Origin of the sequence: Halomonas sabkhae, assembly GCF_030409265.1 — a bacterium.
GTDB lineage: Bacteria > Pseudomonadota > Gammaproteobacteria > Pseudomonadales > Halomonadaceae > Halomonas > Halomonas halmophila.
This window is the reverse complement of sequence record NZ_JAUFPM010000017.1, coordinates 1-14,496: the sequence shown is the minus strand read 5'-3', so window position 1 is coordinate 14,496 and position 14,496 is coordinate 1. Positions and strand designations below refer to the sequence as shown.

The window sequence follows — 14,496 nt, the reverse complement described above, 5'->3', positions numbered from 1 at the left end:
TTTGGGCATCTAAAAGGCATGGACGTCCAGGAACCAGGCCGGCGGATGTATCCGCCGGCCGTGTTGCTTACTGGATGTTGGTGATGATGTCCTCGTAAACGGACATCTTGTCCTTCAAGTACTCTTCCGCTTCATCCGAAGGCTTGAAGTTGGGAATGAAGAAAGAGTTCTTCTGAGTCTCCTGAATCTCACCTTCCTCATAGATTTCGGCCAGGGCTTCATCGATCTGATCGACGATGGCCGGATCCATGTCCTTGTTGTAAAGGAAGAAGAATTCCTTATCGAAGGTGAAGTTTTCATCACCCATGGTGACATTCACATTGGGCTCGACATACTCGAGGAGCTGCTCGCGGGTCGTCTTGCCAAGGCCTTCTTCAGGAGCCTGTTCGATGGTGCCTTTCCGTGCGGTCAACCAGACGAAGCGCATCGCTTTCTGGTCGTCTTCCGGCAGGCGCGTGTACTGCTCGTTGGCCTGCACGGTGCCGTTGATCAGGTCCGCCTGGTCATCGAACAACTGCTGGTTCTTGTCAGCCTGAGAGCCCGTGTTCACCGCGACGATATTGTCTTCCATGCCCGGGTGCTCGATCGACACCGCGTTCTTCAGGGCACTGAAACCGATCTCGGAAACCCCGCCCGGCTGAATGGCCACGCGAATTTCCTCACCATTGCCGGCGGCTTCGATGATCTCGTTCAGGTTCTCATAGGGAGAGTCCTTCGGCACCAGATAGGCATTGCCCGGGTTGATCGCAACCGTCGGCCCGATGGTGTACTTGTCGAAGATATTGTCATATCCCTCGACACCATACAGATAGCCCAGGTAGGACTGATCATGGAAGATCATCAGGGTGTTGCCGCGCGAATCACGATCCAGGAACCGGAAGGCCGAGCTGGCACCAACGGCATCCACCTTCATGTTCAGGTCCAGCTTCTCGGCGAGCGCGTCGACGACAATGCTGGAGTTCTGATAGGTATCACCACCCGTGGAGGTGGAGCCGATCACGACACGAACGTTGCCACGAAGTGGACCATCGGCAGCCATGGCGGCAGCACTGCTGAAGGCCATCCCGGCCACCAGAACGGAGGTTCCCAGGGTCTTGGTAAAGCTTGGCATGCTCATTCGTTCACCTCTTCACTATCTTTGTTGAGTATCGGTGAGGTACGGACTCAGAAGCTCTTGGCTTTCTCGATCAACGCTTCCAGTTTTGCCCGCTCATCATCATTGGGCATTTCCAGCGGAGCGCGCACGCTGCCGGAAGGGCGACCAATGATGTCGGTGCCCGCCTTGATCAGACTGACGGCGTATCCCGCCTTGTTATCGCGTAGATCGACAAAGGGCAGGAAAAACTCCCGCGAGATGCGACGCACTGTCTCGGTATCGCCACCGCGCAGTGCCTTGTAGAAGGTCACGGCCATATCCGGTACAAAATTGAATACGGCGCTGGAATAAGTATTCACGCCCATGGCCAGGTAGGCCTCGGCGATGATTTCGGCCGTCGGCACACCGCCGACATAGGCCAGGCGGTCGCCCACGGTCTTGATGACCCGATTGAGGGCCTGCATGTCGCCCTTGCCATCCTTGAGCCCCACCAGGTTCGGGCAGGCTTCCGCCAGGCGCTGGACTGAGGCCGGGCTCAACACCCCATTACCACGGTTGTAGTAAATCACGCTGATCGCGGTGGCGTCACAGATCTGACGGGCGTAAGCCACCAGGCCATCCTGAGGGCATTCGGTCAGATACGGCGGCATCAGCAGGATGCCGTCGGCCCCCTCTTCCTCGGCGATGCGGGCGAAGTTGCTGCCCGTCGCCACACTGAGTCCGGCGCTGGCGATCACCGGCAGCTTGCCATCGACCGTCCTGACGGCCAGGCGGACGATCTCCCGGAACTCTTCCTGGGACAGGTTGAAGAACTCGCCCGTACCGCCGGCGACGAACACCGCCGAGATTTCATGGCTGATGAACCACTCCAGACGCTGACGATAGCTCTCGGCATCAAAACGCCCCTGCTCATCGAAATCAGTCACGGGGAAGGACAGCAGTCCGTCACTGATCGCCTGTTTGACATCTTCGTGCTTATAGATCACCGGATCGCCCTCTTGTTCGTCCAGGACAAGGTGAAGGCTGTGACTCAACCTTCATGTCATACATCATACAAATAAGTTAGATGGCCGGGCGGGCTCAGGCAATACGCCGAAGGTCGCATCTAGACCAAAGTATGACGACCGCCCGCTGGCAACGAGAGCGTCAGGCGCTGACGACCCACGAAGCGCTGCGAACCGCCACTCCCGTTGCCCATCCCGGTGTCACGGCTCAGACGGCCGTGACGGCCTGCTCGCCCGCCAGGACCCGGTTGACGTTTTCGACGGCCAGGTCGCACATGGCATTGCGGGTCTGAAACGTGGCAGACCCGATGTGCGGCAGGCAGATGACATTGGACAAGCCCATCAAGGGCGAGTCAGCGGGCAATGGCTCTTGCTCGAAGACATCGAGGCCGGCGTAGTACAGGCTGCCATCCTGCAGGCAGGCGGCCAGTTCGTCCTCGCGCACCACCCTGCCGCGCGAGATGTTGACGAAGATGGCCCGGGGCCGGGTCATGGCAAGGTAATGGCGACCGATCAGTCCTTCGGTCTCGGCGGTCAAGGGGATGGTGACGCAGATGAAGTCACTCTCGCGGAACAGCTGCTCGAGTTCGACCTGCCGGGCTCCCAGAGCGGACTCCACGTCCGGCCTGGCCGAGCGATTGTAATAGCTCACCGACATGCCGAAGCCATCACGCCCCCGCCTGGCCACCGCCTGGCCGATACGCCCCATGCCGACGACTCCCAGCGTCTTGCCGTGAATGTCGACACCGAAGTGCCGGCGCGACAGTGAGGCCTTCCACTCATGATTCTCGACCATGTCGCGCATTTCCCCGGCACGACGCGCCGCCATCATCATCAGCATGAAGCCCGTATCCGCCGTGGATTCGGTCAGCACATCCGGCGTATTGGTCAGCACGATGCCGCGCTGGCGCATGGCCTCGACGGGATAACTGTCGACGCCGACGGAGACACTGGCCACCACCTTCAGCCTGGGCGCCGCCTCCAGGAGTTCCTCGGTGAACCTGATGCCGGACCCGACATAGGCATCGGCTTGACTCAACGCCGCCCTGAAAGCCGTCATGTCTTCTTGCGTCGTGACGCGCGTAAAGTGCGTCAGATCGAACCGCTCGGCCAGTTGCTCGACGAGCTCCGGATACAACTCATGCACCACCACCAGTTTTTGGCTAGACACCACGCCACCTCACATCACGGATAGAAAAACAGGTCATCATTTCCCTGCGCGAGTCCTCGACAACACGAGACGCCCTCGGCTTCCTGCGCAGGTCACGAGCCTCACTTATTGTCATATGTCATACAATATGCTCAGGGTAGCATGCAATCGCTCTATCCATGCGGCGCCACTCCAGGCCCACCAACGTGCTCGGGTCTCGGTACGGCCACCCTCGCTCGTGCAGGGACCCGGCCGTGCCGGGTTGACTGGTAAAAGCCGTTTGACGCCGGCACCATAGCCACCTCTGGCCTTCTTCTTTGCCCCCTTCAGGACCCCGGCATGTCATTGACGCAGCTTTTCCTCTCCACACTGGACATCACCCTGCCGGTCTTTGCCATGGTGTTCATCGGCGTTGGCCTGAAGCGGCTGGGCTGGATCGACCGGGCTTTCGTCAACACCGCCTCCCGGCTGGTCTTTCATGGCACCCTGCCGACGCTGATCTTTCTGAGCCTGATCGGGACGGATCTGGACAGCACCCTGGATCCCTGGCTGCTGCTGTTCTTCGCACTGGCGACGCTGGCCAGCTTCCTGATCAGTTGGGGCTGGGCGGCCTGTCGGGTGCCCAGGCATCAGCGCGGGGTCTATGTGCAGGGTGCCTTTCGCGGCAATTGCGGTATCGTCGGCCTGGCGCTGGCCCACGGCATGTATGGCGAGGCCGGCGTGTCCCTGGGCGGGCTGCTGCTCGGCGTGGTCATCCTGACCTACAATATCCTGTCCGTCGTGATACTCAGCATCTACCGGCCACATGGCGGAGGATCGCGCCATGCCCAATGGCGCAGCATCGCCGGACACATTGGCAAGAACCCCCTGATCCTGGCGGTCCTGGGGGCCACACCACTGGCGATTCTGGAGGTCGAACTGCCGACGTGGCTGGCCACCAGCGGCGATTACTTTGCCTCGCTGACCCTGCCTCTGGCGCTGATCTGCATCGGGGCCACGCTGTCGACGCGCGCGCTGAAGAGGAGTTATGTCGCCGCACTGGGCGCCAGCCTGTGGAAGATGGTCGGCATCCCGATACTGGCGACCGCCATGGCCTGGTGGGTCGGCTTCGAAGGGCGCGAGCTGGGCGTCATGTTCCTGTTCTTCGCCAGTCCCACGGCGGCCGCGGCTTTCGTGATGGCCAAGGCCATGGGCGGTGATGAAACCCTCACCGCCAACATCATTGCCCTGACCACCCTGATGGCCAGTATCACGGTGACGGCGGGTGTGTTCATGCTGCGTATCGCCGGCCTGATCTAGGCTTTGTCTGAAAACTGACTGCGCTCGGCTATACGGCGTTAAAAATCAGCTCAACATGCTCATTTACAACTCTCGTAAACTCCGCTTTTTCGCTGATTTTTGCCTTGTCTATCCTTCGCTCGTCGACTTTTCAGACAAAGCCTGGTTAGAGAGAGGGAGCCGCGTCAGGTCAGGCGGTCAGATCAGCGGGCGTGATGAGGCCTGCCAGGCGTGCACAGCCGGCTGCCGGCACCTCGGTCGTGAGTTCGGCGATGGCGGCGGTCGGCAAGCCCAGGCCATGCTCGCTGCGTCCTTCCACCAGCAGGCCGGTCAGGGCACCGACCAGCGGCATGTGGCTGACCAGCAGGCAGGGACCACTCGGATCGGCCTCGAGCAGCCAGTCGAGCACGGCGTCGGGGGCATCGTCCGGCGTCAGCAGCGGCAGGGTTTCGATCGCCACGCCCAGGGCCTCTGCCACAGGGCCGGCGGTCTGCTGTGCCCGCCGGTAAGGGCTGACCAGCAGCCGCAAGCGGGCGAGATCCAGGTCCTGACGCCCGGCCAGCCACTCCGCCATGCGGGCGGCTTCACGGTGCCCCGTCGCGGTCAGCTCGCGTTCGCTGTCCGGTCGCCCTGCCCCGGCTTCGCCGTGGCGCATGATCAACAGGGTTTCAGCCATCATTGTGTCCCGAGTCGCGGTGATCCTGCTGCACATTCTCGCGCGGCAGAACGAATTCCACATCGCTGCTCTGCTCACCCTGCATCAGCAGGCGCGCCATGTCACGGGCCGGCACATCCCGAAAGAGCACCTGATAGAGTCCCTCGGCCAACGGCATGTAGACGCCTTCCTGATGCGCCATGTCACGCACCAGGCGCACGGTGTTGACGCCTTCCGCCACCTGGCCGAGCGCCTCCACGGCCTCATCCAGGCTGCGCCCCTCGCCGAGCGCGAAACCGACCCGATAGTTGCGCGACAGGCTCGAGGAGCAGGTCACGATCAGATCGCCGACCCCGGCGAGCCCGAGAAAGGTCATCGGATTGGCGCCCTGCGCCACCGCGAAGCGGCTCATCTCCGCCAGGGCACGCGTCATCAGCATGCTGCGGGTGTTTTCGCCCATGCCCAGCGCCGCGGCCATGCCGGCGGCAATGGCATAGATGTTCTTCAGGGCACCACCGAGCTCCACGCCGTAGCGGTCATTGCTGGCGTAGACACGGAAGTAGTCACAACCCAGCGCGGTCTGCACGCGGGTGCGTGTCAAGGGGTCATGGCTGGCGATGACCGAGGCCGTCAACTGATGCTGGGCGACCTCCGAGGCCAGGTTCGGCCCCGAGAGCACGCCGATATGCTGGCCATCCGTCTCCTCTTCGAGAATCCGGCTCATCAGCTTGAAGCCATCTTCCTGAATGCCCTTGGTGGTACTGACCAGGATGCACTCGGGCTCGAGCCAGGGGCGCGCCTGACGCACCACATCACGAAAGCCCTTGGAGGGAATGGCCACCAGCACCAGCCCCGCCCCCTGCAACGCCTCAGCGAGCTGAGTGTGGGCTACCACGGCGGGGTTGATGGCGAAGTCGGGCAGGTAGCGGCCATTGCGATGCTCGCGGTTGATCTGAGCGGCGAGTTCGGCATCGCGCAGCCACTGTCGCACCTCGAAGCCATTATCGGCTGCGATGCTGGCCAGGGCGGTGCCGAAGCTGCCGCCGCCCAGCACCGCTACCCTGTTGTGCTCATCGGACATGATCGCCCCGTGCAAGAGAATGTTGGCAGGATTGTAACCAAAAACGCCCCGAGTCGGGGCGTTGGATACAGCAACGAAACGGGCCGGCCCAGCCGGCCCGGGGCTCATTCCACCAGGGGAACCAGCGAATCGATGCTGGACCGCGCATCGCCGTAGAGCATGCGCGTGTTCTCCTTGAAGAACAACGGGTTCTCGATGCCCGAGTAGCCGGTACCCTGCCCGCGCTTGCAGACAATGACCTGCTTGGATTCCCAGACCCGCAGCACCGGCATGCCGGCAATGGGGCTGTTGGGGTCTTCCTGGGCGGCCGGATTGACGATGTCGTTGGAGCCGATGACGATCACCACATCGGTCTCGGCAAAGTCATCGTTGATCTCGTCCATCTCGAGGACGATGTCATAGGGCACCTTGGCCTCGGCCAGCAGGACGTTCATGTGACCGGGCAGACGACCGGCGACCGGGTGAATGCCGAACAGCACTTCCTTGCCGGCACTACGCAGCTTGCGCGTCAATTCACTGACGGCATTCTGTGCCTGGGCCACCGCCATGCCGTACCCCGGCACGATGACGACACGGTCGGCATCGTTCAGGGCACTGGCGACGCCATTGACATCGATGGCGACCTGCTCGCCCTCGATCTCGGCCGCCGGCCCTTGAGAACCACCGAAGCCACCCAGGATCACGTTGACGAAGTTGCGGTTCATCGCCTTGCACATGATGTAGGACAGGATGGCCCCCGAGGAGCCCACCAGAGCACCGGTGACGATCAACAGATCATTGGAGAGCGTGAAGCCGATGGCCGCCGCCGCCCAGCCGGAATAGCTGTTGAGCATGGAGACCACCACCGGCATGTCGGCACCGCCGATGCCCATGATCAGGTGATAGCCGATGAACAGCGCCAGCGCCGCCAGCACCAGCAGCGTCCAGAAGCCGGCACCATTGAGGTAAAGCACCGCCAGCAGCAGGGACAGCGCGGCGGCACCGGCATTCAGCCAATGACCACCCGGCAGCTGGCGTGGCTTGCCATCCACCTTGCCGGCCAGCTTGCCGAAGGCGATCACCGAGCCGGTAAAGGTCACCGCACCGATGAAGACGCCGAGCACGACCTCGATCTGCAGGAAGGTCAGCTCCGCCGGCGTCTTTTCCGCCACCAGGGCGGCAAAGGCCGAAAAGCCCTCGCTGCCGCCTTCCGCGGCCAGCACGCGGCGCCGCTCCAGGTCGGCATTGAAGCCGACGAAGACCGCCGCCAGGCCGACAAAGCTGTGCAGTGCCGCCACCAGCTGCGGCATTTCGGTCATGTCGACCTTCTTCGCCAGGTAGACACCGGCCACGGCGCCGATGATCATCATCGGCACCATCCACCAGTAACCGCCGATACCCGGTCCGAAGGCAGTAAACACTACCGCCACGGCCATGCCGACGATGCCGTACCACACCGCCCGCTTGGCCTTTTCCTGATTGCTCAAGCCCCCCAGCGAGAGGATGAACAGTACACTTGCCGCGATCGCCGCCGCGGACACGAATCCTTGACTCAACATGGTGTCTCTCCGCGGCTCATGACTTCTGGAACATGGCCAGCATCCGGCGTGTCACCAGGAAGCCGCCCACGATATTGATGGTGGCAATCAGGACCGATATCGCCGCCAGCAGCCCGACCAGGATGCTACCCGAGCCGATCTGCAGTATCGCCCCCAGCACGATGATGCCGGAAATGGCATTGGTCACCGCCATGAGCGGTGTGTGCAGGGAGTGGCTCACGCCCCAGATCACCTGGAAGCCGACGAAGCACGCCAGCACGAAGACGATGAAGTGCTGCATGAAGGATGGCGGTGCCACCTGGCCCAGCAACAGCATCAGCGCCCCGCCCACGGCCAGCATGCCGACCTGACGCTTGGTCTGGCTGACAAAGGAGGCATGTTCCGCCGCCTTCTTCTCTTCCGGCGTGGGCTCCTTTTCCTTGGGCTTGGGCTTGGCCGCGCCGATCGCCTGAACCTTGGGCGGCGGCGGCGGGAAGGTGATCTCGCCCTGGTAGGCCACCGTCGAGCCACGAATGACATCGTCTTCCATGTCGTGATTCAGCTGACCATCCTTCTCGGGCGTGAGATCGGTGATCATGTGGCGGATGTTGGTGGCATACAGCAGCGAGGCCTGGGTGGCCATGCGCGACGGGAAATCGGTGTAACCGACGATGACCACGCCGTTATCCGTCACGATGCGCTGATCCGGCTCGGTCAGGTCGCAGTTGCCGCCCCGCTCGGCGGCCAGGTCGACGATCACCGACCCCGGCTTCATGGACTTGACCATGTCTTCCAGCCACAGCTTCGGCGCCGGCTTGCCGGGAATCAGCGCCGTGGTGATGACGATATCGACATCCGCGGCCTGTTCACGGAACAACGCCAGCTGTTTCTCGCGAAACTCCGGGCTGGAAGGCTTGGCATAGCCCCCGCTTTCCGAGCCGTCCTCGGCATTGTCGAAATCGAGGAACAGGAACTCGGCCCCCATCGACTCGATCTGCTCGGAGACCTCGGGACGCACGTCGAAGGCGCGCACCACGGCCCCGAGACTCGTCGCCGTGCCGATGGCCGCCAGGCCCGCGACGCCGGCACCGACCACCAGCACCTTGGCCGGCGGCACCTTGCCCGCGGCGGTCACCTGGCCGGTAAAGAAGCGCCCGAACTGGTTGCCCGCCTCGATCACCGCGCGATAGCCGGCGATATTGGCCGTGGACGACAACGCATCCATCTTCTGGGCCCGCGAGATGCGCGGCACCATGTCCATGGCGATGACATTGGCGCCGGTGGCCCGGCAACGTTCCAGCAGCTCCTCGTTCTGGGCCGGCCAGAAAAACGAGATCAGCGTCTGTTCCTGTCGCAGACGAGCGGCCTCGGCCTCGGAAGGTTCGCGGACCTTGATGACCACATCCGCCGCCTGCCAGAGCGCTTCGGCGCCCTCGATGACTTCCACGCCAGCGTCACGGTAGGCCGCATCATCAAAGCCTGCCGCCGTGCCAGCGCCCGTTTCTATCAAACATTCGTGTCCAAGCTTCTGGAGATGCTGAGCGCTCTCGGGGGTCAACGCGACACGCGCTTCCCCTGCAGCGGACTCCTTGGGTGCACCAATCTTCACGTTGGATCTCCCCCTTGCAGGTTTATCGTTATTCACGACTCGAGCCGGCTATCAATACCTGAGTTGGAAATCTTTCTCAAGGCGCATGCCGTCGAGACCATTGCCGAAGGCGTATCCGGATGCGTCCGAAAGCACCGGCCCGACACGACTCGACCCCGCCGAAGCGGGGTCGAGAAAGACGCAGAAAATTTCGCGCTGACGTGGACGTCAAGCACTCAACAGCGTATTGAGACGCTTGACGTAAGCTGCCGGGTCATCGAGGTGACCGCCCTCGGCAATCACGGCCTGATCGAGCAGGATGCGCGAGAGGTCATTGAAGCCCTCTCCCTCGGCCCCTTCCAGGCGCGCGACCAGGGCGTGCTCCGGATTGAGCTCGAGAATCGGCTTGACCTCCGGCATGGGCTGACCGGCGGCTTCCATGATGCGGCGCATCTGATAGCCCATCTCATGCTCGGGCAGCACCACGCAGGCCGGGGAATCGGTCAGGCGATGCGTCACGCGGACTTCCTGGACATCACCGCCCAGCGCGTCCTGGACCCGCTTGACCAGGTCTTCCTTGGCCTTGGCGGTTTCTTCCTGGGCCTTCTTCTCGTCCTCGTCCTCGACTTCCCCGAGGTCGAGATCGCCCTTGGCCACGTCGACGAAGGACTTGCCTTCGAACTCGGTCAGGTGGCTCATCAACCACTCGTCGATACGGTCGTGGAGCAGCAGCACCTCGACGCCCTTCTTGCGGAAGATCTCCAGATGCGGGCTATTCTTGGTGGCATTGAAGCCGTCGGCGACGATGTAGTAGATCTTCTCCTGACCTTCCTTCATGCGCCCGATATAGTCGGCCAGTGACTGATCCTGGGTGGCGCTGTCGGTATGGGTGGTGGAGAAGCGCAGCAGGCCGGCGATCTTCTCGCGATTGGCATGATCCTCGGCCGGCCCTTCCTTGAGCACGCTGCCGAAGGTGTTCCAGAAGGTCTGGTAGGCCTCGTCGTCCTTGGCCAACTTCTTGAGCATGTCCAGGGAACGCTTGGTCAGGGCCGACTTGATCTTGTCGACCTGCGGGTCCTGCTGCAGCAGTTCACGGGAGACGTTGAGCGACAGGTCGCGGGTATCCAGCACGCCCTTGATGAAGCGCAGATAGAGCGGCAGGAACTGCTCGGCGTCATCCATGATGAAGACGCGCTGCACGTAGAGCTTGACGCCACGCGCGCCGTCACGCTCGTAGAGGTCGAAGGGCGCACGTCCCGGCACATAGAGCAGGCTGGTGTACTCGAGCTTGCCCTCGACCTTGTTGTGACTCCAGGTCAGCGGGTCGGAGAAGTCATGGGCGACATGCTTGTAGAACGCCTTGTACTCCTCGTCCTCGATGTCCGTCTTGGGACGCACCCAGAGCGCGGTGGCCTCGTTGACGGTTTCCCAGGTCGTGACCTCGCTGCCCTCGATCTCGTTGCCTTCGTCATCGCGGGCATTCTCGGTCTTCGGCATGCGCACCGGCACATCGATGTGATCGGAATACTTGCGCACCAGGTTCTGGATACGGAAGTCGTCGGCGAAATCCTTGGCGTCTTCCTTGAGGTGCAGGATGATCTCGGTGCCGTGGCGCTCGAGCTCGATGTCCGCGACGCTGAACTCGCCCTCGCCCTGTGAACGCCATTCGACGCCTTCACTGTGGTCCGTCCCCGCCTTGCGGGTGCGCACCGTGACGTCATCGGCGACGATGAAGCCGGAGTAGAAACCAACACCGAACTGACCGATCAGCTTGGCATCCTTCTGCTGTTCACCCGAGAGCTGCTTGAGGAACTCGGACGTGCCACTGCGGGCGATGGTGCCGAGGTTCTCGATGACCTCGTCACGATTCATGCCGATGCCGTTGTCACGCAGCGTGATGGTGCCGGCCTGTTGATCATGCTCGATCTCGATGCGCAGCTCGCTGTCGCCCTCGAAGATGGCATCATTGTCCAGTGCTTCGTAACGCAGTTTGTCGCAGGCATCGGCCGCGTTGGAAACCAGCTCGCGCAGGAAGATTTCCCTGTTCGAATACAGGGAATTGATCATCAGGTGAAGCAGTTGCTTGACTTCGGTCTGGAAACCCAGGGTTTCCTCGTGGGTGGCAGTGGTCATCGATTTCGGACCCCTTTCTCGACGTGTCAGTGACGGTGGCGGCAACCACCAATGGCGTTATGTCGTCGATATGGGGACCGCCGTGTGTTTTTCAAGCGTCACACTGCCTTCAGTCGGCGTCTTCATCCAGCAGCCGGGCCTCATCCTCGCCATGCTTCCAGCGCCGATAGGCTTCCAGGGCACGATCCACGCGGGTCAGCAACCAGCCGACCACCACCACGTCATCGACCACGCCGATCAGCATCAGGAAATCCGGAATCAGATCCAGCGGCGAGACCAGATAGGCCAGCGCCGCCAGCATCCAGCCGATCGCCGACCAGGGCACCGGACGGTAGCGACCGCGCAGCACGTCGGCCAGCATCGGCACGAACAGGCTCAGGGCTCGCCGCATGCGTCCCAGCACACGAGAACGCTGTTTGAGGCGCTGAAACAACGCCAACCCCTTGAATCCAGCCATCACCCCTCCTGAAAAAATGCCGCAACGCCGCCGGATTGCCTATCCAGGCTCTCCACCAGGCGCTAGGATACTCTCGATGGCATGACCTCGTCTTGTCGACCACATTGTCGAGCGCGCGCCTTGTTGGCAAGATCACTGGCGTGACTCACCCATGATCGGCCAGGGAAACACTGCGTAAGGGAAACACTGCTTAAATGCCTGTGCATGCAAATCGCTGCGTTGCGCGGTGCGCGAAAGCTCGCCTAACGATCTGTTATGTCTCACTTTCTGTGCTCCGTGCGCCTTGCGTGACCCACAAGGACGTGGGAAATGCGATGGCCCGCCGGGAGCGGGCCTAGCCTTCACTATGCTCGGCTATTTATTCAGCGTTTCCTAAAGGCCGACGAAACAGCGAGAACCTCTGATGCTTCGCTCTTCCCCCCTTGTTTCCTGGAAGTCCCTGCTCGCGGCCGCCCTGCTGTGGCTGCCGATCACCGTCCAGGCCAGTGACCGGGCGATGCATGACGCCCTGGAAGCGGCACGGGATCAACAGTGGCAGGCCATTGACCAGGCAGCCGTCGACCAGCATGTGCTGGCCGGCTATGTCGAGTACCACCGACTCAAGGCCAGCCTGCCTCGGGCCGCGCCGGAGCGCGTGCTGCAATACATCGACGCCCACCGGGACTCACCGCTGGCCGACTGGATGCGCGGTCAGGCCATTTCGGCCTATGGCGAGGCGGGCCGCTATGATCGACTGCGGGCAGTCGCCCAGGGGGTGCCCGAGAGTACCGAACGCCAGTGCCATTACTACGCTGCCCTGCTGAGCACCCAGCCCGCCGAAGCCGCCAGGGGCGGCCGCGAACTGTGGAAGGTGGGACGCTCTCAGCCGGAAGCCTGCAACCCGCTCTTCAATACCCTGCGTACACGCGGCGACATCGGCCCGCCGGAAACCTGGGAACGCATGATGCTGGCCTGGCAAAACGGCGAGAGCGGCATGGTGAGCTACCTCGGCCGCCAGCTCGGCCCCGCCTGGAACAAGGGCCAGGCCATCATGGAGCGGCTGCAATCCGACTACTCCGCCATTACCCGTGTGCCCACCTGCATCGGACCGGACTGCCGCGGTAGCGGCGCCCTCTACGCCGCCGCCATGCACGGCTTCACCCGGGCCGATACCGAAGCCGCGCTGGAAGCCTGGCGCAAGATCTCGCCGCATCTGTCCATCGCCTCACAGCACCGCCGCGCCATCGAGCACGACCTGGTGTTCTACTCGCTGGTACGCGATATCCGGCAGAACCGTGGCTGGGTCGATGACATCATGCCGCGCCTGGCCGATGCCGAGCTTCTGGAACTGCGCACTCGTGTGGCACTCGGCGACCGCGACTGGCAGGGCGTCATCGGCTGGATCGAAGGCATGGAGGCCGAGCAGCGTGACAAGGCACGCTGGCAGTACTGGCTGGGGCGCGCCCATGCCCAGGTGGGCAATGGCAGTGCCTCGCAGGCCGCCTATCAGCACGCCGCCACCGAGCGCGACTTCTATGGCTTCGCGGCTGCCGACCGCCTCGGTCAACCCTATGCATTGAGCATGGCCTCGACCCAGGTCGATCCGGCCGTACGGGACCGCGTGAGCCACTCAGCAGTCGTGGAACGCACCGAAGCCCTGCTGCGTATCGATGAACCCGGCCTGGCCGCCAGCGAGTGGTACACCGCCGCCACCCGTGCCAGCGAGAGCGAAGCCCGGGCCATGGCCGACTATGCCCAGCGCCGGGGCTGGTATGCGCGCCTGGTGCAGACCACCATCGCCGCCGAACTCTGGGATGCTCTGCCGTGGCGCTTCCCGGAGGCCTATCGCGACCAGTTCATGCGCTGGGGGCAGCAGACCGGCGTCGACCCCTATATGCTGATGGGCATTGCGCGTCGCGAGAGTGCCTACAACCCCGACGCCCTGTCATCCGCCGGCGCGCGAGGGCTCATGCAGCTGATGCCGGGGACCGCTGCCAACGTCAGTCGTCAGCTGGGCCTGGCCGACCCCGGACCCTACGGAGTGCTCGACCCGGCGACCAATATCCGCCTGGGCAGCACCTACATCCGCGACATGATCCAGCGTTACAGCGGCAACCGCCTGGCCGCCGCCGCCGCCTACAACGCCGGCCCGCACCGGGTGGACCGTTGGCTGCGCGACAACCCGTCACAGGAATTCGACCTCTTCGTCGAAAGCATCCCCTTCCATGAAACGCGCGCCTATGTGCAGGCGGTGATGACCTACCGGGTGATCTTCGAAAGCCTGGCCAACGGCGGAGATACGCGAGGCGTGGCCCTGCTCACCCCGGCGGAACGCCAGGGACGCTACGACGGCACCCTGCAGGCGAGGAACTGACCCCGGAGTTGCCGTCTCCGGCGACACCAGAAACCTGAAGTCATGAACTTGAAGAGGGAAGAACGCGGCTATCGCCGCTTGAAGAAGGAAGAAAGCTCCCCCCGAAGTGTACGGACTGGCGGTGCTATGCCCCCGATTTTGTAGACACCTCCCTTTACACTACGAGGTGAGGTGTCATGATTCT

Annotated in this window: 11 protein-coding genes; 2 read left to right on the top strand and 9 right to left on the bottom strand. The window is 62.8% G+C overall.

The window, feature by feature from the left end:
• Positions 1 to 67: 67 nt before the first annotated feature.
• From QWY79_RS10910 to QWY79_RS10900, 3 genes are all read right to left on the bottom strand, one after another.
• Complete coding sequence (locus tag QWY79_RS10910; RefSeq protein WP_290272635.1) at positions 68 to 1,111, bottom strand: type 2 periplasmic-binding domain-containing protein; 1,044 nt, start codon at positions 1,109 to 1,111, stop codon at positions 68 to 70.
• Between the two features lie 53 nt (positions 1,112 to 1,164).
• A complete protein-coding gene (kdgD, locus tag QWY79_RS10905) occupies positions 1,165 to 2,082 on the bottom strand; it encodes a 5-dehydro-4-deoxyglucarate dehydratase (RefSeq protein ID WP_290272633.1) in 918 nt (305 codons plus the stop codon).
• A gap of 226 nt (positions 2,083 to 2,308) precedes the next feature.
• On the bottom strand, positions 2,309 to 3,271 hold the full coding sequence (locus QWY79_RS10900) for a 2-hydroxyacid dehydrogenase (protein WP_290272632.1): 963 nt from the start codon (positions 3,269 to 3,271) through the stop codon (positions 2,309 to 2,311).
• Positions 3,272 to 3,589: 318 nt separating this feature from the next.
• On the opposite strand from QWY79_RS10900, the gene QWY79_RS10895 reads away from it, so the two are divergent.
• A complete protein-coding gene (locus QWY79_RS10895) occupies positions 3,590 to 4,549 on the top strand; it encodes an AEC family transporter (protein ID WP_290272630.1) in 960 nt (319 codons plus the stop codon).
• 169 nt (positions 4,550 to 4,718) lie between these two features.
• Here the strand turns inward: QWY79_RS10895 and sixA are convergent, their stop codons facing one another.
• The 6 genes from sixA to QWY79_RS10865 form a co-directional block, all read right to left on the bottom strand.
• Positions 4,719 to 5,204, bottom strand: coding sequence for a phosphohistidine phosphatase SixA (sixA, locus tag QWY79_RS10890; protein ID WP_290272628.1), 486 nt, complete (start codon positions 5,202 to 5,204; stop codon positions 4,719 to 4,721).
• Positions 5,197 to 6,264 (bottom strand): NAD(P)H-dependent glycerol-3-phosphate dehydrogenase, encoded by a 1,068-nt coding sequence (locus QWY79_RS10885; protein ID WP_290272626.1) that lies wholly within the window; start codon positions 6,262 to 6,264, stop codon positions 5,197 to 5,199. Before QWY79_RS10885 ends, sixA begins: the two co-directional genes overlap by 8 nt.
• A 104-nt stretch (positions 6,265 to 6,368) precedes the next feature.
• The gene (locus tag QWY79_RS10880) at positions 6,369 to 7,802 is read right to left on the bottom strand and encodes an NAD(P)(+) transhydrogenase (Re/Si-specific) subunit beta (RefSeq protein ID WP_290272625.1); all 1,434 of its coding nucleotides are present in this window, start codon (positions 7,800 to 7,802) and stop codon (positions 6,369 to 6,371) included.
• A gap of 16 nt (positions 7,803 to 7,818) precedes the next feature.
• Positions 7,819 to 9,390, bottom strand: a complete 1,572-nt coding sequence (locus QWY79_RS10875; protein ID WP_290272623.1) for a Re/Si-specific NAD(P)(+) transhydrogenase subunit alpha — start codon at positions 9,388 to 9,390, stop codon at positions 7,819 to 7,821.
• Between the two features lie 207 nt (positions 9,391 to 9,597).
• Positions 9,598 to 11,502 (bottom strand): molecular chaperone HtpG, encoded by a 1,905-nt coding sequence (gene htpG / locus QWY79_RS10870; RefSeq protein ID WP_290272621.1) that lies wholly within the window; start codon positions 11,500 to 11,502, stop codon positions 9,598 to 9,600.
• Positions 11,503 to 11,611: 109 nt separating this feature from the next.
• Positions 11,612 to 11,959 (bottom strand): YkvA family protein, encoded by a 348-nt coding sequence (locus tag QWY79_RS10865; RefSeq protein WP_290272619.1) that lies wholly within the window; start codon positions 11,957 to 11,959, stop codon positions 11,612 to 11,614.
• A gap of 403 nt (positions 11,960 to 12,362) precedes the next feature.
• Between QWY79_RS10865 and QWY79_RS10860 the strand changes: the two genes are divergently transcribed.
• Positions 12,363 to 14,312: a transglycosylase SLT domain-containing protein gene (locus QWY79_RS10860; RefSeq protein ID WP_290272617.1), complete on the top strand. Its 1,950-nt coding sequence runs from the start codon at positions 12,363 to 12,365 to the stop codon at positions 14,310 to 14,312.
• The last annotated feature ends 184 nt before the right edge of the window (positions 14,313 to 14,496 follow it).